The sequence below is a fragment of the Arthrobacter sp. MYb227 genome, assembly GCF_002975435.1.
GTDB lineage: Bacteria > Actinomycetota > Actinomycetes > Actinomycetales > Micrococcaceae > Paeniglutamicibacter.
Genome location: NZ_PCPT01000001.1, coordinates 578001 through 599684, shown reverse-complemented (window position 1 = coordinate 599684; position 21684 = coordinate 578001). Strand labels below are relative to the sequence as shown.

24 protein-coding genes and 1 pseudogene are annotated in these 21684 nt (G+C 54.5%); 16 read left to right on the top strand and 9 right to left on the bottom strand.

Going from position 1 to position 21684, the window contains the following annotated elements; genetic code table 11:
• Positions 1 to 81 precede the first annotated feature (81 nt).
• Complete coding sequence (locus CQ018_RS02860) at positions 82 to 1401, bottom strand: AMP-binding protein (protein WP_105548435.1); 1320 nt, start codon at positions 1399 to 1401, stop codon at positions 82 to 84.
• Between the two features lie 58 nt (positions 1402 to 1459).
• Positions 1460 to 1900: a hydroxyphenylacetyl-CoA thioesterase PaaI gene (gene paaI, locus CQ018_RS02855; RefSeq protein WP_105548434.1), complete on the bottom strand. Its 441-nt coding sequence runs from the start codon at positions 1898 to 1900 to the stop codon at positions 1460 to 1462.
• Positions 1901 to 2126: 226 nt separating this feature from the next.
• On the opposite strand from paaI, the gene CQ018_RS02850 reads away from it, so the two are divergent.
• Entirely contained in the window at positions 2127 to 2486 is a 360-nt protein-coding gene (locus tag CQ018_RS02850) for a hypothetical protein (RefSeq protein ID WP_105548433.1), read from the top strand.
• A gap of 27 nt (positions 2487 to 2513) precedes the next feature.
• Here CQ018_RS02850 and CQ018_RS02845 read toward each other — a convergent pair whose 3' ends face one another.
• On the bottom strand, positions 2514 to 3833 hold the full coding sequence (locus tag CQ018_RS02845; protein ID WP_105548432.1) for an MFS transporter: 1320 nt from the start codon (positions 3831 to 3833) through the stop codon (positions 2514 to 2516).
• Between the two features lie 65 nt (positions 3834 to 3898).
• Here CQ018_RS02845 and CQ018_RS20765 point away from each other — a divergent pair.
• The 3 genes and pseudogenes from CQ018_RS20765 to CQ018_RS19985 all read left to right on the top strand — a co-directional run.
• Positions 3899 to 4063, top strand: a pseudogene (locus tag CQ018_RS20765) (ClpX C4-type zinc finger protein); the annotation flags it as partial.
• Between the two features lie 9 nt (positions 4064 to 4072).
• Positions 4073 to 4300, top strand: a complete 228-nt coding sequence (locus CQ018_RS20410; protein WP_258142371.1) for a hypothetical protein — start codon at positions 4073 to 4075, stop codon at positions 4298 to 4300.
• Positions 4301 to 4431: 131 nt separating this feature from the next.
• A complete protein-coding gene (locus CQ018_RS19985; RefSeq protein WP_181149724.1) occupies positions 4432 to 4605 on the top strand; it encodes a hypothetical protein in 174 nt (57 codons plus the stop codon).
• A 19-nt stretch (positions 4606 to 4624) separates the two neighbouring features.
• Here CQ018_RS19985 and CQ018_RS02835 read toward each other — a convergent pair whose 3' ends face one another.
• From CQ018_RS02835 to CQ018_RS02825, 3 genes are all read right to left on the bottom strand, one after another.
• Positions 4625 to 5644, bottom strand: a complete 1020-nt coding sequence (locus CQ018_RS02835; RefSeq protein WP_105548430.1) for a bifunctional GNAT family N-acetyltransferase/GrpB family protein — start codon at positions 5642 to 5644, stop codon at positions 4625 to 4627.
• Complete coding sequence (locus CQ018_RS02830; RefSeq protein ID WP_105548429.1) at positions 5641 to 7803, bottom strand: S9 family peptidase; 2163 nt, start codon at positions 7801 to 7803, stop codon at positions 5641 to 5643. The genes CQ018_RS02835 and CQ018_RS02830 overlap by 4 nt, the downstream gene beginning before the upstream one ends.
• A gap of 132 nt (positions 7804 to 7935) precedes the next feature.
• Entirely contained in the window at positions 7936 to 8256 is a 321-nt protein-coding gene (locus CQ018_RS02825; protein ID WP_146111802.1) for a hypothetical protein, read from the bottom strand.
• A gap of 90 nt (positions 8257 to 8346) precedes the next feature.
• Here CQ018_RS02825 and CQ018_RS02820 point away from each other — a divergent pair, with 90 nt between their 5' ends.
• From CQ018_RS02820 to CQ018_RS02805, 4 genes are all read left to right on the top strand, one after another.
• Positions 8347 to 9804, top strand: coding sequence for a serine hydrolase (locus CQ018_RS02820; RefSeq protein ID WP_181149697.1), 1458 nt, complete (start codon positions 8347 to 8349; stop codon positions 9802 to 9804).
• 274 nt (positions 9805 to 10078) lie between these two features.
• Positions 10079 to 11446: an amino acid ABC transporter substrate-binding protein/permease gene (locus CQ018_RS02815; protein ID WP_105548426.1), complete on the top strand. Its 1368-nt coding sequence runs from the start codon at positions 10079 to 10081 to the stop codon at positions 11444 to 11446.
• Positions 11443 to 12201 carry an amino acid ABC transporter ATP-binding protein gene (locus CQ018_RS02810; protein ID WP_105548425.1) on the top strand — a complete coding sequence of 253 codons (759 nt, stop codon included), beginning with the start codon at positions 11443 to 11445 and terminating at the stop codon, positions 12199 to 12201. Before CQ018_RS02815 ends, CQ018_RS02810 begins: the two co-directional genes overlap by 4 nt.
• Positions 12202 to 12344: 143 nt before the next feature.
• Complete coding sequence (locus CQ018_RS02805) at positions 12345 to 12635, top strand: SHOCT domain-containing protein (protein ID WP_105548424.1); 291 nt, start codon at positions 12345 to 12347, stop codon at positions 12633 to 12635.
• Between the two features lie 119 nt (positions 12636 to 12754).
• Here the strand turns inward: CQ018_RS02805 and CQ018_RS02800 are convergent, their stop codons facing one another.
• On the bottom strand, positions 12755 to 13666 hold the full coding sequence (locus CQ018_RS02800) for a polysaccharide deacetylase family protein (RefSeq protein ID WP_258142370.1): 912 nt from the start codon (positions 13664 to 13666) through the stop codon (positions 12755 to 12757).
• Positions 13667 to 14249: 583 nt separating this feature from the next.
• Here CQ018_RS02800 and paaA point away from each other — a divergent pair.
• The 8 genes from paaA (at position 14250) to CQ018_RS02760 (ending at position 19752) form a co-directional block, all read left to right on the top strand.
• Positions 14250 to 15239 carry a 1,2-phenylacetyl-CoA epoxidase subunit PaaA gene (gene paaA / locus CQ018_RS02795; RefSeq protein WP_105548423.1) on the top strand — a complete coding sequence of 330 codons (990 nt, stop codon included), beginning with the start codon at positions 14250 to 14252 and terminating at the stop codon, positions 15237 to 15239.
• 3 nt (positions 15240 to 15242) lie between these two features.
• Positions 15243 to 15536, top strand: a complete 294-nt coding sequence (gene paaB / locus CQ018_RS02790) for a 1,2-phenylacetyl-CoA epoxidase subunit PaaB (protein ID WP_105548422.1) — start codon at positions 15243 to 15245, stop codon at positions 15534 to 15536.
• A complete protein-coding gene (gene paaC / locus CQ018_RS02785) occupies positions 15533 to 16393 on the top strand; it encodes a 1,2-phenylacetyl-CoA epoxidase subunit PaaC (RefSeq protein WP_105548421.1) in 861 nt (286 codons plus the stop codon). The genes paaB and paaC overlap by 4 nt, the downstream gene beginning before the upstream one ends.
• Before the next feature lie 24 nt (positions 16394 to 16417).
• Positions 16418 to 16906, top strand: coding sequence for a 1,2-phenylacetyl-CoA epoxidase subunit PaaD (gene paaD / locus CQ018_RS02780; RefSeq protein WP_105548420.1), 489 nt, complete (start codon positions 16418 to 16420; stop codon positions 16904 to 16906).
• Positions 16903 to 18072 (top strand): 1,2-phenylacetyl-CoA epoxidase subunit PaaE, encoded by a 1170-nt coding sequence (gene paaE / locus CQ018_RS02775; protein WP_105548419.1) that lies wholly within the window; start codon positions 16903 to 16905, stop codon positions 18070 to 18072. The genes paaD and paaE overlap by 4 nt, the downstream gene beginning before the upstream one ends.
• Positions 18073 to 18150: 78 nt before the next feature.
• Entirely contained in the window at positions 18151 to 18930 is a 780-nt protein-coding gene (locus tag CQ018_RS02770; RefSeq protein ID WP_105548418.1) for an enoyl-CoA hydratase/isomerase family protein, read from the top strand.
• Positions 18931 to 19093: 163 nt separating this feature from the next.
• On the top strand, positions 19094 to 19522 hold the full coding sequence (locus CQ018_RS02765; RefSeq protein WP_105548417.1) for a hypothetical protein: 429 nt from the start codon (positions 19094 to 19096) through the stop codon (positions 19520 to 19522).
• Positions 19519 to 19752 (top strand): helix-turn-helix transcriptional regulator, encoded by a 234-nt coding sequence (locus CQ018_RS02760; protein WP_105548416.1) that lies wholly within the window; start codon positions 19519 to 19521, stop codon positions 19750 to 19752. The genes CQ018_RS02765 and CQ018_RS02760 overlap by 4 nt, the downstream gene beginning before the upstream one ends.
• On the opposite strand, the gene CQ018_RS02755 is transcribed toward CQ018_RS02760, so the two are convergent.
• Entirely contained in the window at positions 19749 to 21044 is a 1296-nt protein-coding gene (locus tag CQ018_RS02755; protein ID WP_146111801.1) for an MFS transporter, read from the bottom strand. The genes CQ018_RS02760 and CQ018_RS02755 overlap by 4 nt on opposite strands.
• Positions 21045 to 21114: 70 nt before the next feature.
• Positions 21115 to 21564 carry an Lrp/AsnC family transcriptional regulator gene (locus CQ018_RS02750; protein WP_105548414.1) on the bottom strand — a complete coding sequence of 150 codons (450 nt, stop codon included), beginning with the start codon at positions 21562 to 21564 and terminating at the stop codon, positions 21115 to 21117.
• Positions 21565 to 21684: the final 120 nt, after the last annotated feature.

Sequence of the window (21684 nt, the reverse complement as noted above, 5' to 3'; positions counted from 1 at the left end):
TGAAGCGGGGAGGAGAAATTTCCTACTGAAATTAGCTGGGGCAGGAACCGCCATGGATTCCTGCCCCAGCTAGGCAGCTGACTACTTGTTACGCATGTCGTAGATGCGGCGCAACTTGCCCGAGGATCGTGCTAGGGAACCGGGATCAACCACATCAATTTCACACGATGAGCCGACATGGATCTTGATCTGCTTGGCAAGTTCCTTACCCGCGGCAATGGCCCGATCCGCAGCGCAATCCTCGCGGCGTTCAATGCGCACTGCCAGCTGGTCCATGCGGCCCGGACGGGTGATTTCAAGCTGGAAGTGCGGGGAAAGCCCCGGGATCCGCAGCGCGATTTCCTCGATCTGCGAAGGGAAGAGGTTCACGCCGCGCAGGATGATCATGTCATCGCTACGCCCGGTGATCCTACCCATACGACGGTGGCCCGGACGTGCGGTGCCCGGCAGTAGGCGGGTGAGGTCGTGCGTGCGGTAGCGGATGATCGGCAGTGCTTGTTTGGTCAACGAGGTGAAGACGAGCTCGCCGTGTTCACCGTCGCGCAGCACCTTGGTCTCGTCGAAGGCATCGATGATCTCCGGGCGGAAGTGGTCCTCCCAGATGTGGCTGCCGTCCTTGGTTTCGTTTGACTCGCCGGCAACGCCGGGACCCATGACCTCGGACAAGCCGTAGATGTCACAGGCGTCCAGGTCGAACATGACCTCTAGCTCGTGACGCATTTCCTCGGTCCACGGTTCGGCGCCGAGCACCGCTGTTTTCAGTGAGGTCTTGCGCGGGTCAAGCCCGGCACGCTGCATCGCATCACCGATGGTCAACAAGTAAGTCGGGGTACAAAGAATGGCATCCGGCTCGAAGTCCTGGATGAGCGTGATCTGCTTTTCCGTCTGGCCACCGGACATCGGGATCACGGTGGTACCCAGACGCTCGGCCGCGGCGTGCGCGCCAAGACCGCCAGTGAACAGGCCATAGCCGTAGGCGTTGTGGACCTTCCAACCCGGCTTGACGCCCGAGAGGCGCAGGCATCGGGCGCCCATGGTGGCCCAATTATCCAGGTCCTGTTGGGTGTAACCAACAACCGTTGCTCGTCCGGTGGTGCCGGATGAAGCATGAATGCGGGCTACCTCCTGCTGTGGGACGGCGAACATGCCAAACGGATAAGTCTTGCGTAGATCTTCCTTCTCGGTGAAGGGGAAGTTGGCCAGGTCGGACAGTTCCTTCAGGTCGCTGGGGTGCACACCTGCTGCATCGTACTTTTCCTTGTACAGTGGCACCCGATCATAGGCGTAGGCAAGGGTGTCCTGTAGGCGTGTGAGCTGGATCGATTCGATCTGGTCACGGCTCATGGTTTCTTCCGGATCTAGCGGATTTGGAAGTTCGATCCGTGTTGAGGTCTGGGTCATGTCTTGGCCTATCGTGCTGTGATTTTTTGGGTGAACGGAGGTTAAGCAAGCTTGCTGGCTACGCACGCTTGGGGATAGTGCGGGAGCGTCCGCGGAACTCGGCGAGGACTTCATCCTCGGCGTCGGGAACCGACTGAAATACCTGAATGTCATAGATTCCGCTGCGTCCGGTCTGTTGACGACGGTTGGCTACCGCGGTGAGGACGCGTCCGGGGATACCTGGTTTGAGGAAGTTGATGTCGACACCCGAGGCCACGGTAATTGAATCTTCGGAGCCTGTGTGCGGGTTGCAGGAAAGAGCAAAGGCAGTATCGGCAAAAGCGAAGATCATACCGCCGTGGGCGATTCCAAAACCATTGAGCATTTCTTGGCGAAGTTTCATGGTGATGGTTGCGTGCCCATCTGCAACTTTCTGAACCTCGATGCCCATCCATTCACTGGCATAGTCATTTTTCAAAATGGGATGCGCAAGTGGTGCGTCGAGGTTTGTGTCGCTCATGAAAGTCCCTTCAATTATTTACCGAACGATCATTAGGTAATCCTGAAATGTGACATAAGTCAAGATGCATGCGTCGAATCGATGTCATTTAACGTACTCGCGTACGCACAAGACGCTCAAGAATCGCTGAAGTGTCTAACCGTCTTTTGGGTCAAAAGACTCTTCCACCCGTTTATCATCCGCGGCAGACTCGGGAATAAGTAGAAATGTGAGGAGTTGGTTCAAAATGCGTAAATGGCATCGTTGGGAAGACTGGGCGGTAGTTATCGCTGGTTTGGTCATGGTCTTGACCCCTGTCTGGAGCGAGAGAATTGGAAGTTCGGTTCCCATGCTGCTGACCTCCGGGGCACTGCTTCTTGTGGTGGGCATTATTGATTTGGCCGGACCAAACCTCTATGGCATTGAAATCGGACAGATCATGGCCTCGGTGCTGGCAATTATCTTGCCATGGCTAGGAAACTTTGCCGGTGCAAATGTTCCTGCACTCACTGCGTGGATCGCAGGCGGCGTGGCCTTGGTTTCAACCGTGCTTGCTATGCGTCCGAGTATTAAGGCTTCGCGTGCACAGCAAGCTCACGTCAGGTAATGCCCCGGGGCGCAAGGCTCTGCATGGTCATAGATCCGTGTTTCGGTGAGGAATGCTTTCCTCCCTCGGAGCACGGTTCTTTGTCTCTGTGACGGTGGGTGAATCAGGGACTTCTTGCCATGAGCGAATTGGCGAATAAATAATGGGAAGTGCAGAGCATCCTGCTAGGAGTGCCCAAGCCCAAAGGATTGGTGCGGGGCCGATGAGCGTAGCTAGTGATCCGCCAATAATGCTCGCAATCGGCATGATGCCCAGGGTGAAGAATCTGTTGCTTGCCATCACAGTTCCAAGGTTTGAGGAATCGCACAACTGGGGGATGATTCCGGCACCGGCGACCGACGCAAGAATCAGTAGAAACGCCCAACTGAACGATGACGTGGCACACCAGATAATGGCGTTTCCCGGAAGAATTGTTGCCAGCGGCTGGAGGCTCACCGCAGGAATGCAGAGAAGCGTAGCGGTCACCCGCAGCGGTCCAATTCCATAGAGTGCTAAAAGCTTGGGGGCAGCAAGGCCTGCGGCTAAACCTCCGCCCGCGCCGAAGACTCCCAGCATGGCAAATGTTGCCGGCTGAAAACCGAGATCCCGCATGGCATAAACGGCAAGTACGGAATTGCCGAGCATGGTCGCCGCATTGAGGAGCATGCCGGAGAAGAGCGGTTGACGCATGATCGGCTGCTGAAGCGTTGTGAGCATTCCTAATCGAAGCGAGGCCCAGAATGGCTGTATCTGTGGTTTTGCGGTGCCGGGCTCCGGGGGAAGAAGGCGTGGAAGTGCGAGCCCGGACATGAGGTATCCAATACTGCCAATGAGTAGGACAAAGGGTGCGGCCAAAATTTTCAAGAGTCCGGTGACAAGGATAGGAGAGCCCAGCGACGTGGCGCTCGAGACCCGATGTAATTGGGCATAAGCTTCACTGACCTGTCGCGGACCTACCAGATCGGGAATTGCCGCTCCGCTGGCGGAGATGAAGATCACATCACAAATGCTGAGGACCCCTGCAATTGCAATCAGGTGCCACAGCTGTAGGAAGCCCAAAAAATATGATGCAGGAATTGCCAGGAGCAAGGCCGCACGCAGAATATCGGCGAGAAACATGAGCCGGAGTCGTGGCAAAGTATCAGCCAGTACACCAACGGGTAACCCAAGGATCGAGAACGCACTGAGCCCAATGGCATTGAGCAATCCGATATGGAATGTCCCTGCACCCAACGCACTTACCGCAATGAGTGGCAGGAGCGTGCGAATGGTTCCATCGCCCAGCGACTCAAAGGCACTCGAGGCCAAGAATCGCCCGAACGGTTTATTGCCCCGGATGGGTTTGGAGGTGTTGACGTTGGAGCTCATGGGGGTAGGTACTCGCAACTCTCGTGTCAGGCATTGCCTGACATCGTGTCAGGTGTATCCTGACAGTGTCAAGAAGAGGGGACCGAGCTGCCCCACAACAGAAGGAGTCGCTGGTGTCGGACCTCGGTGCATACATTGACCCGGAACTGTGTAGCTTTTGCGGTCGCACCCGCGAGGAGTGCGGAAAATTGGTGTTGGGCGCTGGTATCGCAATTTGTTTAGAGTGCGCCCAAAACGCCATGGCCCTTCATAAAACTACTCAGACCCATGCGGCCGCCGAACCGTGGCGCGATATGAACGTCGATGAGGTGCTTGACCTCTTACCCAAAATTTCTGCTGTCGCCGCGCAGGTCGAGTCGAGACTTACCGCCTGGGTGAACGTTGCACGCAGCAAAGGAGCAAGCTGGGCACGCGTGGGCGAATCCTTGGGAATGACCCGTCAATCAGCTTGGGAACGCTTCAAATAGCAACACACAAGCATGACTCGATGGCCGGCGATTCCGGGCACCATTCCTTGGCATGCTCAACACCAGAATCTTCTGGGCTGATGCGGCGAGGCAACGAATCGGCATTGCTTCCCGATCGTTAGACTGCACCCATGATGACTGGTGAATTCTTCTCTTCGATAGTCTTGAACATCGTTATTGTGGCCATCGGCTTCTACGTGCTCTACCACGTGATCCGTGCCGGGGTGCGTGACGGGATAAAAATGGCACGCCAGAGCGGCCCCACCGAGAAGGGCCTCGAACACGGCCCCGAGTCAGGAGCATAAACACCATGCCACTAGCTCATTAGCTGGCAAAAATCCTTGCATAGAGTGCTTGGATAAAAGGCTCTTTGACAGCGTTGTAATCCATGACCAGACCGCCGCCGTGCTCATTGATATTTGCTGCCGCTAGATACTTAACGCGCGCGTATTCATCCCGGTCTGTATCATGCATACGAAGCCAGTCCCGAAAGCTGCGCATCCGAGAAGTCTCCGGCGAGCCGGGGCCTAAAACATGCAGATTGACCGCGGGCAGTACACCCTGGCCGACGGAGACCAGTAATCTGTGCGAGTACCACCCTGGTTCACGTAAACGCAGCGCAAACCCCGCAGCCACAAGATCCTTGACGTATTCGCCCTCGGCAGCAGGATCGTCAACCGTCAAAACAATATCGATGATGGGCTTGGCCGGAAGCCCGGGAACTGACGTTGAGCCCAGATGCTGCACCGCAAGCGCCCGTGCGCCCAAGGTTTGTTTAATCAACGATTTCACTTTGGCAAAGTCACGAGCCCAGGATTCTTGCGGTGGAACAAGCTCAATCTGCATAGGCTGTGGCACCGGCTGAACCCATTGGACCGACGCGTCATCCTCCAAAGGTTCCTGAACCAACGGCAGAAAGGGCAGCACACAAAGATAACGCTGGTTTTCTGGCCAGCGCGGATCTGTAGCCGAAGCACTGCACTGAAAACCCACTACCCGGTAAAATTCAATGGCATCATCGTCCGTTCGGGCTACGATCATCGCCATCTCAAGTTCTTGCACCTTGTTGACCAGTGCGAGCCCCACACCCCGGCGTCGCAAAGCCGCAGCAACGGCTAGATATTCAATCTCCACGGCATAGGAATCGAGCCTGTGGTAGACGGCGAGCGCCAAAGGATCACCGTTCGGACCGGGGTAGAGCAGCACGTTCATGGTGCTGATCTCGGACAGCAGTGTTTCGAGTGCCTCACCGGTGGCGTCGGAGGCCTCGGTGAGCAGGGCTCGGAACGCGGAGTTTGTTGAGAACGCCGCGCTCCGAGCAACTACCAAGTTCTGTGGGGTCATGCGCCCGCTGGGTTCAGGCCCAGGGTGTCTAGCACGAAGGCGTAGTCCCAGGCACGAGTTTTCCAGCCTTCGTAGCGGCCCGAGGCGCCGCCGTGGCCACCGTCCATTTCAATTTTCATGATGATCGGTTCGGCTCCGGTAGTTTCTTCGCGCAGTTTTGCGACCCATTTGGCTGGTTCTACATACAACACACGGGTGTCGTTGAGCGAGGTAACTGCCGCGATCTTGGGGTAGGGCAAGGCCGCGATGTTTTCGTACGGTGTGTAGGACTTCATGTAGTCGTAGACTTCCTTGTCCTGGATGGGGTTTCCCCATTCTTCCCATTCCAGCGCGGAGAGCGGGAGTTCTGGGTCAAGGATTGAGGTTAGCGCGTCAACGAACGGTACTTGGGCAATGATGCCCGAGTAGAGTTGCGGGGCTAGGTTTGCTACCGCTCCCATGAGCAGGCCACCGGCGGATCCTCCCATGGCCACCACGCGTGCCGGGTCTGCCCAGCCAGTATCGATCACATATTTTGTGGCATCGACGAAGTCGGTAAAGGTGTTTTTCTTGGTGAGTTTTTTGCCATCTAGGTACCAATGCCGTCCTAGTTCGCCGCCGCCACGTACATGGGCGATGACGAAGACGACTCCGCGATCAAGCAGCGAGAGCCGTGGGATACCGAAGCCCGGGTCCATGGAGGCTTCGTAGCTTCCATATCCGTAGATCAGGACCGCGTTGGCAGTCTTGTTGGTCAGATCGGATCGGCGCAAGATGGTCAGTGGGATCTTGGTTCCGTCTGCCGCTGTTGCCCATTCGCGGGTTGCCAGGTACTTGCTCGGATCATAGTTGTTCACCTGAGTTTGCTTGCGTAGTGTCAGGGTGCCATCGGCGAGGGTGTAATCGTAGACGCGGGCCGGGGTGAAATCCGAGGTGTAGGACAGCCGGATCATGGGTGCATCGAGTTCGGCATTGGCCAGCGAGGCAGTGTAGAGCTCTTCGTCAAAAGCTGGTTCTACTGCCGGTCGTTGCGTAGCGGTGCCCAATCCCGCTAGCGGGAGAATCTGGATCCGTTCGGTGGTGTCCTTACGTACCGCAACGATCAGATGTGTTGCGGTTGCTGCGGTGCCCTCAACCTTGATGGTGTCACTGTGTTCGATGATAGTTGCCCACTGCTGCTGCTCATAAGGGAGCGAGACTTGTTCGGCAGGTAGCAGGGAAACCATATTGTTTAGTGCCTGGCGATCATGAGTAATCACGTAGGCGCGCGTGCCCTGAAGGGTGATGGGGTCAATCGAGTGCAGGATACGGTGTGCGCGGGATACCAACATCACCGGGGTGGCTTCGGGTGTGCGCAGATCCAAGGATAGGGTTTCGGAGTATTCGGAGTTGCCAATGCCGATCAACAGTTCGGTGCGATCCGCCGAGAGATCAAAACCAAGCCACATCCCGGGGTCATCTTCTTGGAAGATGACGGTGTCTTGGTCTGGATCGGTGCCGAGGGTATGGGCCTTGATCTGGTGTGGACGCCATGAATCGTCAACCACCGTGTAGAAAATGCGGGTCGAATCGGGGGAGAAGGCCAGGCCATAGAAGACGTTCTCGATCTCATCGGCCAGCATTTCGCCGGTTTCTAGATTCTTGATGCGGAGGGTGAATCGCTCGTCCCCGGCATTATCCTGCGCATAGGCCAGCAAGTTTCCGTCTTCGCTCACAGCCATGCCACCGAGGGAGAAGAACGGTTTGCCTGCGGCTTCTTGGTTGCCATCAAGCAGTACCTGTTCGCCTTGAATACTCACCCCGGCTTCGATGGCCGGGGGAGTCCAGTCTGCTGCAAGGTCTCCGGTATCGTTGGCCGCCACACGACACTGGATCGCGTACTGGGAACCTTCGACGGTACGGGTGAAATACCACCAACCACGTTTGCGGGCGGGAACCGAAAGATCGGTCTCTACGGTGCGTTCCTTGATTTCATTGAAGATTGCCTCACGCAAGGACTCTTGGTTAGCCGTGACGGCTTGCGCATACGCATTTTCGGCGTGCAGGTGTTCGAGTACCTGGGGACTTTCCTTCTCCCTCAACCATTCGTAATCGTCGGTGAAGCTATCCCCATGATGGATACGAGTGGTGGGGATCTTGGCGGTTTGTGGTGGCTGTGGCATCTGCTCGGTCTGGCTCATGCTTCCTATTCAATCCGAACCTTGGCCCGAAGAGGGCGTAGCTACGCCCACCGCGTAGAAAGAATTGCAGAATCTCGCCCTGACCGGCTGTCAAAGACCCGTATCAGGCATGAGCGACCAACCGAGAAGAAGCTAACTGCCTGCTGGTTTCCACCGGGCTGCTTGGAAGACCAAAGTTGCGCTAAGAATAACGATGCATAAGACCAGCAGAACCAGCGCTACAACGTTGAAGCGCAACAAAATAGTGGGGTCATAGACAATTCCCAAAAAGTCCCCGGAATCGCTGTCCATTCCACCACTGAGCCAAGCCTTGGAAACTCCAACACGCTGGATGATGAGGGCAGCCAGGCCCAACAGCGCGCTCAGCCCATAAAGAGCCAACACGAAGGGATTGCGCTGGGTCATCGATTGCCGATCCGACAAGGTCATTGATAGCTCTGATGCCTCACTCATACAGCGAGCCTACGCAGTAGCCCAAGCGAATACACCGGAGAAAGGAAAAATATGCGCGATTGTTATTTGCCCAGTGGCAGGATGGTGATCATGAACCTCGCACACTCTGCCACCGACGCACAGTTGCCCAACGAAGCCAGCGCCATCTGGGAATCTGTCCTGAAATATGCTCCAACGTATTTGGATAAAAATCGGGCCTACTCACATCAGCCAGGTTTCCAATGCGCGGTGGGCGTTAACGGTGAACTCATCGGAGCTTTCAGCGGTGGCTATGCACATCTTGGTGCCAAGACTCGGCTGAAGAACGATCACCTATTCAGGGTCGCTTCCCATTCCAAAACCTTCACAGCAACAGCCATCATGCTCCTTCGCGAAGACGGATTGCTGAACCTCGAAGACCAGGTAGGTCAGCTGCTTCCGGAGCTTAGCAATAGTGACATTGCGCGCGTGAACGTGCGTGAACTTCTTTCACACTCAGGCGGCATCATCCGCGATAGCGAGAATGCTGACTTCTGGGCCTTAGGCAGACCATTCCCCAAGGACAAAGAATTACTAGAAATCGCTGGGCACGCAAAAATTCTAGAACCCAATGAACACTTCAAATACACAAATATTGGGTATGGGATCCTGGGACTAATCATCGAAACCAGCAGCGGACAATCCTTCGAGCAGTTCATTACAGAACGCATCATTGACCCCCTCGGACTAGCAAACACGGGAACCGATATTGACGCGAATACCTCGAACCTGGCAGCCGGGTATGGGCCACTGGTCCACGCCGGGAGCGACTATGCCTTAGCTGCACGCGCCGAAATCACACATATAAACACCGGAGCCCTTGCCGCAGCCACAGGAATCTATTCCACCGCCACTGATCTGGTTACCTATTTCGGTTCCCACCTAATGGGCAGCGAACCGAGCGTACTGACCGATGACTCAAAACGACTCATGCAACAACGAGCAGAAGAATCTGGTGCCCCGGGACGAAGCTACGGACTTGGATTCATCCTCCAAAAAATTCAAGGGCGCGAAACCTTTGGGCACAGCGGAGGCTATCCGGGACACATCACCCGGACCTGGGCCGTTCCTCAAACGTCAGTGGTGCTAAGCATGCTGACGAATGCCGTAGACGGTCAGGCCACCAGCTGGGGAGAATCCCTCTTTGCCCTGGCAGCGCTCGCCGAGCAAAGCACACCGGACTCCTATACGGGAATCACCCAGGAGGCTTTGGAGCGCTTTACCGGCCGCTTCGCCGCGTTATGGGGTGTGCAAGATGTTGTGTTGCTCGGTGGGAAACTCTTCCAGATTGATCCGACTTCTGCGGTGGATGCCAAGAACACCGTGCCGCTTGAATTCGTTGATGAAAACACCTTGAAATCAGTGGACCCGAATGGATTTGGTGGGTACGGAGAAAAGGTGCACTTTGAGTTCGATGATTCCGGGGCTTCGGCATTTCGCGGCCCCGGAGGGATGCGGTTTGTGCGGGAAAAAGATTTTGCGCTTCCGGCACTTGTTCAGCCCGCCACCGATGATGAAACAAACACATAAAACCATGAAAAGTACGGGAATTTGGGGCACGAATTCTTTGCGAAGTTGTTAGCCGTTTTTGCTTCTAACCAGTGTTTTCTTGACTTCTAAACGCATATGCTTTGTGGCGTGAAGCACATCAAGGGACTCTCCCTTCGGGGAGAGAACTGTGACGCAGGAGGATGAACGAGACTTGAAAACACCGGTAAGTACAGGCCATTCATGGCCAAGAGTGAGGGCACTACTTGGTGTCGTGTTGGGACTGCTGCTACTGCTCGGTGGCGTAGGAAGCGCCATGGCGCAAACGAGTGATAGTGGGGTCGAAGGAAAAACCTTTGTCATTGGCACCGATACCACTTTTGCACCCTTCGAGTTCCGGCAGGATGGAGAACTGACCGGTATTGATATGGATCTGATTCGTGCCATTGCTGAGAGTGAGGGATTCAAGGTCGAAATCCGCTCGTTGGGCTTCAACGCGGCGCTTCAGGCACTAACCTCAAATCAGGTCGACGGGGTCATTGCCGGTATGTCGATCACCGATGAACGTAAACAGGTCTACGACTTCTCCGAGCCCTATTTCGAATCCGGCATCCAGATGGCAGTCGCACGCAATAACGATGACATCAAGGGCTACGAGGACCTCAAGGGCAAGACCGTGGTCGCCAAGACAGGTTCCGAGGGTGAAACCTATGCCAAATCAATTGCCGGAAAATATGGATTTACCGTCAAATCTCTTGACCAATCGGCAACCATGGTGGAATCGGTTAAATCGGGATCGGCGGCAGCAGTCTTTGATGACTATCCGGTACTTGCCTATGGCATTGCACAAAATAGTGGCCTCAAAGCTGTCACCGATAAGGTCCCGGGTGGTTCCTATGGTTTTGCAGTAAATAAGGGCAAAAATACTGCCTTGCTCGGTGCGTTCAACGATGGTCTTGCCAAAATGAAAGCCAACGGTGAGTACCAAAAAATTCTTGATAAGTACCTTGCGGATCCAACGGCCGCAGCTCCCAGCACGTTTTGGGATCTTTTGGTCAAGTCTTTCCCGGCCCTTATGAGTGGTTTGAAAAACACGCTGCTGGTAACCATCATTTCTTTCGCCGTTGCCATGGCCTTGGGCCTACTAGCAGGGTTTATGAAGATTTCCCGCAACATCTTATTGCGAGGTATTGCAACAACGTTCGTCAACGTTTTCCGCGGCACACCGTTGCTGCTGTGGGCCTTCATGTTCTACTTCGGTATTCCTCAGCTCATCGGGCAGCCCATCAATATTTGGGTTGCCGGCGTGTTGACGTTGTCCTTGAACTCAGGAGCCTATGTTGCAGAGATTGTGCGCGGAGGCATTCAATCAGTTGATCCTGGACAGCTTGAGGCTTCGCGTTCGTTGGGCCTAGGCTATGGCAAATCAATGCAAAAGGTAGTGGTCCCGCAGGCGTTTAAGATGATGACTCCATCATTGATTAATCAGCTGATCATTATGCTGAAAGATTCATCTTTGCTGCTGGCTATTGGATTTGCCGAACTGCTCTACCAGGGCCAACAAATCTACGCAGCGAACTTCCGCGTCACCGAAACGTTGCTGATCGTCGGTGCTATTTACTTCATCGCCATTATGGCCCTGACCAAACTCGCAAACTTCGCAGATAGGAGGTTCAACAAGTGAGTACAGCACCTGTTGAAACACAGAAACCGGCAAAGATCACCGTCCAAGGTCTGCGGAAATCTTTTGGTGCCAATGAGGTTCTCAAAGGTATTGATGTGCAAATCGGTGAGGGAGAAGTCGTCTGCATCATTGGCCCTTCGGGCTCCGGTAAGTCAACGCTATTGCGTTGCCTGAATAAGCTTGAGGAAATATCTGCTGGTCAAGTGGTTGTCGATGGGTTCGACGTCACCGACCCAAAGGTGGACATCAATGAAGTACGCAGGCATGTGGGCATGGTTTTCCAGCATTTCAATCTTTTCCCCCATATGTCGGTGGCCGAGAATATTATGCTCGCCCCGGTGGAGCTGAAGAAGGCAACCAAGGCCGAAGCACGAGAACAAGCACTAAAACTATTGGATCGAGTCGGCCTGCGAGCTAAAGCAGATGCGCGTCCCGCTTCACTCTCGGGGGGCCAGAAACAGCGCGTGGCCATTGCTCGAGCACTGGCCATGAGCCCTGGAATCATGCTCTTTGACGAGGCAACCAGTGCGCTAGATCCAGAAATGGTGGGCGAAGTACTCCAAGTGATCCGAGACTTGGCGGACGAGGGCATGACCATGGTCTTGGTGACTCATGAGATGGGATTTGCCAAAGAAATTGGTGACCGCGTGGTCTTCATGGCAGATGGGGTTGTCTGTGAGTCAGGACCTCCGTCCGAACTCTTTGGTAACCCGCAGCAGGAGCGAACCAAGGAATTTCTTTCTAAGGTTCTCTGAGAGCTTGCTTTGACCCAACTGATTCGCCATATATGCCACGTTTGCGACATCTCAGTCAATAAATGGTCACCATGCCATTTTCACGCAATCTCAACCTATGGTTGGAGCATCCACTATGGATTTCTTGGGAGAGGCAACACATCATGGGACTTTTTCGAACTGCAGGAAGGGCAGCTGTTGCAGGTTCAGTTGTCGGACGAGTACAACGTAAACAACAGCAACGATTTGCTGCCGAAGATGCAGCCGCTGAACAAACCGTGACAAGCGTGCCAGCTGCTGCAACAACAGTTACCCCGGTGGAGGCGCCGGTTTCCTCAATGGACCTCACTGATCACAAGCTCGCGCAGCTGAAACAGCTTGGCGAACTGCGAGTTGCTGGGGTACTAACTGAAGAAGAATTCTTGGGTGAAAAAACTAAGATTCTAGCTCTGTAAACCTGTGGCTCACTCCAACGGCCAACGGCTTTCGGGATGAACATTGAAGGCGGTTTCCCATGCACACGAATGTGTAGGAAACCGCCTTCAGTTTTGTGTGGGCGGATTTGGCAGGATGGTTATTTTTTCGTGGCCGGGCTTTGCCCCGTTCCATATCCGATGCCATCTTTCGGTTTTCCGATGATCTCGGTAACCGTCACGAAGTGATACCCCTGAGCCTTGAGCGTCTTCAGCATTTCGGGTACGGCCTTGACCGTTGATTCATGAATATCATGCATTAATACAATGTCACCAGGCTTGACTTTTTCTGCAGATTTTTCAGTTTTTTTGGTGTCACGGGTCTTCCAATCAAGAGTGTCCACACTCCATAACGCCACCGGAACGTCAAGGGACTTCTTGAGCGAGGGAGCTAAAGCACCAAAGGGTGGACGAACCAAGGTGGCTTTCTGCTCAATTGCTTTTTGTATCGCGTCATCGGATTTCTGAAGGTCCTTCTTGGCCGCGGTAACTGACATCTTGCTCAAGTCTTTGTGAGCCCATGAGTGGTTGCCAATTTCATGCCCGGCATCAAGTTCGGCCTTGACGATATCCGGGTGCTTTGCAACATTCTCTCCAATCAAAAAGAAAGTTGCCTTGGCGTCATACTGGGCAAGAACTTTTAGTAATTCGGGGGTATGACTGCCTGGACCATCGTCGAAGGTCAGCGCAACACACTTTTCGATACTGCAGTCGGGGGCTACACGTTCCAGCTTCTTTTCAGGCTCCGGCGCGGCACTCGGTGGTGTGGTCGCAATGATTTGGGCCGGTGCGGCCGGAGGTGTGTAATCGGACCAGTTTTCACTCAGGGGTGTCCCGCATCCGGCGATAACTAAGACAAGTGCTGTGCTGAGGGACAAACGAAGGGCCGTGAAACGCGAAGTCATGACCTCCATGTTCCATGGTGAACCTTTGAGCTTCCTAAGCCAGCGCGCCGTACTGGCCGAAATGTTAGCAAATCTCGACCTAAGCGAATGGCGCAATGCCTTACGCATAATTCCAGAGAATGCCTCAGCTGTAGTGAGACTCAATAGCCTAAGGCTTCGGGTGTAGTGAGAGTGCCTTACCTTGAATAAGAGGGGCAACACGTCTTGTCCTTCTTCATTTCAGGTGAGGTAGATGGTCCCGGTTTTCCGCGGGGGCCTCGGGTGTCGTGGACCGTAACGCCGAATTCCGTTTCACTACACGCGAGGTAAATCGGCATTTGCCTCGGGTTTACGGTGGTGTGTCGGTTTTGCTGAGACCGTTTGAAGTTGAAACACGGACTGAATGATCTGGGATTCGTTCGGCCCAAGTCAGATGATGTTTTTTCTCGGTTGACGGGAGCCGGATTTGGCCAAATGCCTGGGTGTAGAGAAGCGGAGAGGTGTTTGTCTCAGCTGTAGCGAAATGGAATGAGCAGCTGCCATGGGCGTAGTGAGACAAGAGCACCTAATGCCTCAAGTGAAGTGAAATTGCCTCACCTGCAGTGAAACATGACACGTCTTATGTGTGTCATTGATTGACGAAAAGGTGACCATCCGCATATCCTGAACGAACGGTCAGTAAATATAAATTTGTCACAGTGAGGTGAGCACTATGGCTGCACAGAATGAAAGCGGCGGAAAACTATCCGCGGTACTTTCTCCTGAGGAGCAGGCCGGCAAGGATCGCTTTGAAGCGATTATTGCCGAAGATTCGCGTATCGAACCACGCGATTGGATGCCCGAGGCATACCGAAAGACTTTGACGCGTCAGATTTCCCAGCACGCGCACTCCGAGATCATTGGAATGCAACCAGAAGCTAACTGGATTACCCGTGCCCCGTCGCTAAAGCGTAAGGCCATCTTGATGGCCAAGGTTCAGGACGAAGCAGGCCACGGCCTGTACCTGTACTCGGCCGCAGAAACTCTCGGCACCGGACGTGACGAGCTCAACGACCAGCTGCTTACAGGTCGAGCCAAGTACTCCTCGATCTTCAACTACCCGGCACGTTCCTGGGCAGATATGGGTGCGATCGGCTGGCTGGTAGATGGTGCGGCAATCGCCAACCAAGTGCCACTGTGCCGAGCATCCTTCGGCCCCTATGGCCGAGCTATGGTGCGTGTCTGTAAGGAAGAGTCCTTCCACCAGCGCCAGGGATTCGAAATCCTACTGGAACTCTCTCAGGGATCCGAAGCTCAGAAGAAGATGGCCCAGGAAGCAATCAACCGTTTCTACGCACCATCCCTGATGATGTTTGGCCCACCGGATGACGACTCACCAAACTCCAAGCAGTCAATGGAGTGGAAGATCAAGCGTTTCTCCAACGACGAGTTACGCCAGCGTTTCGTTGGAATGATCGCGGAGCAGGTTAAGGTCCTTGGACTTACCCTGCCGGATCCGGAACTTCGCTTTGATGAAGAGACCGGTCAGTGGATTCACATGGATCTTGACTGGGAAGAGTTCAAAGCAGTGATTTTCGGTAACGGACCACTGAACGCACAGCGCATGGAACGTCGCCGTGAAGCCCACCGCGATGGCGCTTGGGTTCGTGAAGCAGCAGCTGCATACGCAGCGAAGATGGCTCGAAAGACTGAGGTTGCCTAAACAATGAGTGAAAAAAATAGCGCCTGGCCGCTCTGGGAAGTATTTGTTCGTTCGTCACGCGGTCTTTCGCATGTCCACGCAGGCTCCCTGCACGCTCCGGATAAGGACATGGCATTGCGTAATGCCCGCGATCTTTACACTCGTCGCAATGAGGGTGTCTCTCTGTGGATCGTGAGCTCCAACGACATCGTTGCCTCGGATCCGGATGCCAAGGGACAGTTCTTTGAATCCCCGCAGGGTAAGGATTACCGCCACGCAACGTACTACACCAAGAGTGAGGGCGTGAAGCACCTGTGAGCACCCAGAAGACTGATCACTCGTTGGATAGCTTTGGCGACTCCAGCGCTTCGGCAACCCGCGTCACCCCGGGTAATGCACTGCGCCCGGAAGACATTGCCATTCAAAAGGCAGTGCCAAGTGAAGCCAACGCCCAGTATGCCTTGCGCTTGGGTGATGATGCGCTGATCTTAGCTCAGCGTCTTTCACACTGGATTTCACGCGGGCCGGAGCTTGAAGAAGATATTGCCTTGGGCAATATTGCCCTCGACCAGTTGGGCCATGCCCGATCGTTCCTTTCCTATGCGGCACTCGCCTGGGATAAGACGGAGGACGATCTTGCCTACTTCCGTGAGGAAGAAGAGTTCACAGCCCTGCACATCGTCCAGCAGCCCAATGGGCACTTCGGTGTGACGATCATGCGTCAGCTGATCGTCTCGATTTTCCAGCACCTGCTCTATACCGAGTTGCTGAAGTCAAGCGATGAAACCATCGCCGCGATCTGTGCCAAGGCAGTCAAAGAAGTTGACTACCATCGAGATCACGCAATCCAGTGGACCTTGCGCCTCGGCCTAGGTACCGAGGAGTCGGCCGAAAAGATGCGCCACGCGATGGAAATCCTTTGGCCGTATGTTGATGAGATGTTCAAGGACGAGCCGCTTTACGATGAGCTCGGCGATGCCGGAGTTCGTCCGTCGACACTGCGTGCTGCCTGGGATGAAGAAATCAATGCAGTTCTGGCAGATGCCGAACTGGAAATTCCCAAGACCGGCTCTGCCATGAGCTTCGGTCGCCAGGGCCAGCCCAGCGAGCACATGGGATTCATCCTCGCTGAAATGCAGGTCCTGGCTCGCAAACACCCCGGCGCCACCTGGTAACGAAAAGAAAGAGGCCAATACACAGTGTCTGTTTCCACCGAGCGTCTGCTCGAAATCGCCTCAGGGGTCACGGATCCAGAGATTCCCGTTCTCACTATTGCGGACCTTGGAATCCTACGCTCGGTGCAGCTAGACACCGAAGGCACCGTCCATGTGACAATCACACCCACGTATTCGGGGTGCCCTGCCATGGATGCTATTACCGAAGATCTCGGCATTGCTTTCAATGCCGAAGGTTTTGACAAGGTAAGTGTTGACCTAGTGCTATCCCCGGCCTGGACCACCGACTGGATGAGTGAATCCGGCAAGGTCAAGCTCGAGGAGTATGGCATTGCCCCACCCACCGGGAAGGGACATCGAGGGACTGTAACCCTTGGCATGTCGGTCAAATGCCCACTGTGCCACTCACTGAATACCAAAGAACTTTCCCGCTTTGGTTCCACCGCCTGCAAGGCTTTTTACTCTTGCAAGGATTGTTTGGAACCCTTTGATTACTTCAAGGTGCTCTCATGACAGAAACAGCTGCCACACCGGATACAACCCGCCGTCGGGCTACCTTTCATACATTGAAGGTAGCCGAGGTGCGACGGCTCACCGCCGAAGCCATTGAGGTGACCTTTGCGGTCCCCGAAGAACTTGCCGATCAGTATGACTACGTGGCAGGCCAATATGTTGCCCTGCGCAAGGAACTTCCCGATGATGAGGGAAACCCCTTTGAGCTACGCCGCAGCTACTCGATCTGTGCAGCTCCGGTGCGCGGAGAAATTCGCGTAGCCATCAAACGTGACCTCGGCGGCATCTTCTCCACCTGGGCCAACGAGTCGCTGGTGGCCGGGGACGAGATCGATGTGATGAGCCCGGCAGGTGCCTTCATTTCCAAGCATAAGATGACTGGAATGAATGACCCGGAATCTATTGATACGGACAATGAAAACAACTTTGTCGCCGTAGCAGCAGGCTCGGGTATCACCCCGGTCATCGCCATTGCACGTACAGTGCTTGCCGCAAACGAAACCACTCGCTTCGATCTGATCTACGCGAACAAGGCAGCGATGGATGTCATGTTCCTCGAAGAACTTGCCGACCTCAAAGACCGCTACCCGGCACGTTTTGCCCTGCACCACGTTTTGAGCCGTGAACAGCGTATTTCGCCCCTACTCTCCGGGCGTATTGACTCGGAAAAGCTTGACACCATGCTCAGCACAGTGATTCGCACCTCGGCGGTTGATGAATGGTTCCTCTGCGGGCCGTTCGAACTTGTCCAATTGGTTCGCGATAACCTCAGCGGTCAGGGCGTTGCCGCCGAAAAGGTGCGCTTTGAGCTCTTTAGCACCGGCGAACCAAACCGCCCCGAAGGGCATATTGGCCGCCCGGTCATTATTGATGAGGGTGATGAAAGCTTCGACATTTCCTTCAAACTCGACGGTCTGCAAGGTGAAGTCAAGAGCCCTGTCAAGGCTCGCGAGACCATTCTTAATGCTGCACTTCGCGTACGTCCCGATGTTCCATTCGCTTGCGCGGGCGGTGTGTGTGGCACCTGCCGCGCGAAAGTCATCACCGGTACCGTGGACATGGACGAGAACTATGCACTGGAGCCGGACGAGATTGAAAAGGGTTATGTATTGACCTGCCAGTCACGTCCCACCAGCGATAGCGTTTTGGTCGACTACGACGCCTAAATATTTTCTCTGGGGAAAGGGTTCATCCACGATCGGCGGATGGGCCCTTCACTCATAGCAACTCGAAAAGAGGACCGGATGATTGAACTAAATATTTCCGGCGGCGTGGCAGAAATCGTGCTCAACGCCCCACACAAAATGAATTCCCTCGATGAATCTGCACTTGCCGAACTCGAAGCAGCCTATGACAAGGCCGCCGAAGGAGTTGAAACTGGTGAGGTACGTGCGCTTCTCCTGCGAGGCGAAGGCCGCGGATTCTGTGCTGGGCGCGATATTTCCGGCGTCAACCCTGCCAATGATGATGTCATTGGGTATCTGGGCGGAAAAGTACAGCCGCTACTTGCCAAAATGGCCTCGTTCCCTGCCCCTACGTTTGCCGCGGTTCAGGGTGCCTGCCTCGGTGTTGGGCTAGGCCTGGCGATTGCTTCCGATGTCGTCTATGTTGCTGAGAATGCGAAGATCGGCTCGCCATTTGCCAACCTTGGGGCGACCTTGGACTCTGGCGGCCACTGGCTATTTACCGAACGTCTGGGGTCACACAGAACCCTGGATCTGATCTATACCGCGGAACTCATGAGTGGTGCCGAGGCAGTGCGCTCCGGGCTCTTCTCGCGTTCCATGCCGGCAGAGAAACTACTGGAAGACACCCGTGCCATTGTTGCCAAGGTTGCTACCGGTGCCACCGAAGCCTTCAGGGCTTCTAAGGAACTTGTTGCTGAGATTCGTGATGCTCGATTGGGGCTTTGGGATTCGATGGCCAATGAGAATCAGGCCCAGGCCGATCTGTGCGCTACCGAAGACTATGCCGAGGGTTTCTTAGCCTTCCAAGAAAAGCGTAAGCCGGTATTTAAGGGATAAATTCTTCCGCCGCTCTGAGCAGGAGGGTGCCGACACTGAATTAGTGCAGGTGCCCTCCTGTCGTTTTTTGAAAACTAACCAAAATGTCAATAATCCTTTACATGGGCTAACGCCCTAACTACGCTCTAAAGTAAAGAGTTTTTGACATCTAGGAGTGGCAAATATGTCTGACCAAGAAAAGATTGCCTGGACGACTTTGCTGGCCGGTATCGCAGGAATGGTTTCCTTTGTCGGCGTGGTGCTGCTCCACGTTCTCAGTGAACAACCGGTGGGGGAGGCCAACTATTCAATTGCAATGGTTGGTTGCCTTCTGCTGATGGCGATCCCCGTCTTCGTCGTACAGACGGTCCTGCACTTCCGCGATGAATATAATGCCCAGGGCGCGGATGAACGTGACCGTGACATCGCTCGACGAGCTGACCAGATCAAATTCCAGATTCTTTCCTTCGCTTGTGTCATCGTCTTGTCTTTGGTCTTTACCGGTGCCGCATACTTTTGGATCGCCACGGTAATGGCGAGTGGATTTATCCTGGCACTACTGTCCGGCGCTTGGACGCAAATAAGTGGCTATCGACGCGGTCTAGCAGCATGATAAAAAGGGGAAGGCTGGGTAACTCCATGAGGGAGTTACGTGCCTCGCGAGAGAACATGACTCAGGCCGAACTTGCCGAGGCAGTGGGCGTCACCCGACAAACGATCATTGCCATTGAGCAAGGCAAATATTCTCCTTCCCTGGAGGCGGCCTTTCTCATTGCGCAGGTGCTGGAGCAACCACTAGACAGAGTTTTTAGCTACACGCCCGACAAGAATGATTTTCGCTAGCTTTGCGTCTTGACGGGTCGACGCGATCGTAAGAGAGAGAAGAGTGGAACCGCTGCACAGGCGGTGATCCCTACCCATATCCACGTCGCATTTTGCAATCCCAGTGCGTCCCCGGTTAGGCCGCCGATGATTCCAAATAAGGGAACAGGTCCCATGGTGAACACGAGCCGGAAACCTTGCTGCCTGCCCATCATCTCGTTGGGTGTGAGCCCTGCCAGCAGCCCGTAGGCCGTCGCGTTGTAGGAAACCATCAGTGCGTTGTATAAAACTGCGTTTCCAACGACAAGGATCACTGCCGCGGTAGGGAACATTGCGGCCAACGGAATGAGGACTACTGCTAGGGGAAGGCTAAGCACCGACAATGCCAAGGTCTTGTGTTCACCAAGCTTGCCCACAAGCCACGGAACCACCAGAGAGCCAAGGAGGCCGCCGACCGCAACTGTAGAAATGAGTAGCCCAATGGTCTGCGGCGAGAATCCCAAGATCTTCACGAAGTAGATCGTTTCCAGTGCCGAGCCAAAAGCCAGACCCATATTGGTGACTGACGAAGAAGCTATGAGCGCTCGAATCAGCGGTTTGGTGAGCGTAAACCTCCAGCCCTCGCTAAAGGATTGTTTGAACGATAAACGTTCTGACGCACCGGAGACCTCGGTAGCAGGACCGGAAAGTTTTCCTAGTCCGAATATGAGGGATAGCGCTGCAAGAACGTTGGCGATTGCCGCAACCAGCAGCGTGAACGGTGCAGAAATCACGGCAATCAATAGCCCGGCAAACCCTGGGGCAACGATCCCTATTGATGTTTCGACGGTTTCTTTGCGCGCGTAGGCGCTGGAGAGTAAGTCTTTGCCAACAAGGGCTGGCAAGGTTGAGCCGGCGCCCATGCTCCAGAGCATCCCAGCGATGCCGCCTAAGAAAGAAACTGCGACGAGTTGCGGGTAACTCAGCACGCCCAGAGCCCAACAGATAGGGACCGAGAAAATCGCCAACCCTGCGGCGCACTGTGCCACGATCATGACTTTGATCCGATTGACTCGATCCAAGAACATACCTGCGGGGATCGCGAAGAAAAGGAACGTCAAGGAACCGGCAGCGTTTAGTATCCCGATCTGGGTTGCGCTAGCACCAAGTGCATAGATCGCCACTAAGTCATCTGCAACATTGAGGATGCCCGAGGAGATTGCTCCGAATCCCAACGAAATCATCAGCGTTGAAAAACCTTGGCGGTTCCGCAAAAGCGGTTCCTGCGGCGCAGTCGATGCTGACGTTACTACATCTTTGGACTGTTGCTCCACGGCGGAAACCTTCGTGTTCTGTACAACCACTCATGAGTCATTGGGAATACCCTATCGCAAGGTGTGTCGACTAGCGAGTGTCTACATCTTCGAAGATCAGGAAGGTTTGAGTGTCCAAGACTCCGGGCATGGCCTGGATCTGCTCAAAGATCACGCGGCGTAAATCAACATTGTCCTTGGCGCGCACCAGTAAGATGACATCGAAATTTCCACCTACCAATCCCACGTGGTGGACTTCTGGCATCAGGGCAAGCCGTTCACGCAGCTCACGCCACGAATGCTGGCGCAATTTCAGCGTTACGTAGGCACTGGCGCGTAACCCGGCGCGCAGTGGATCGATCACCGCCGTATACCTGGTGATCACACCCTCTTCCTGCAGCCGATTGATGCGGGAGTAGGCGTGCGCACGGGAGACGTGGACCTTTTGTGCGACCGTGGTGACGGACTGACGACCATCTCTGGTGAGCTCTTCAAGGATGCGACGATCCACGTCATCAAGCCGAACGGGGGGAGTCTCCATTAAATGCCTCTATCTGCTTTGTCTAAAAACCATCATGTAGTGACGGTCACATTTTCATTCTGTCTACAAGACTATCGATCTCATGCCCACTTTTCCAGAATATTTCGTGAAGCTGGATAC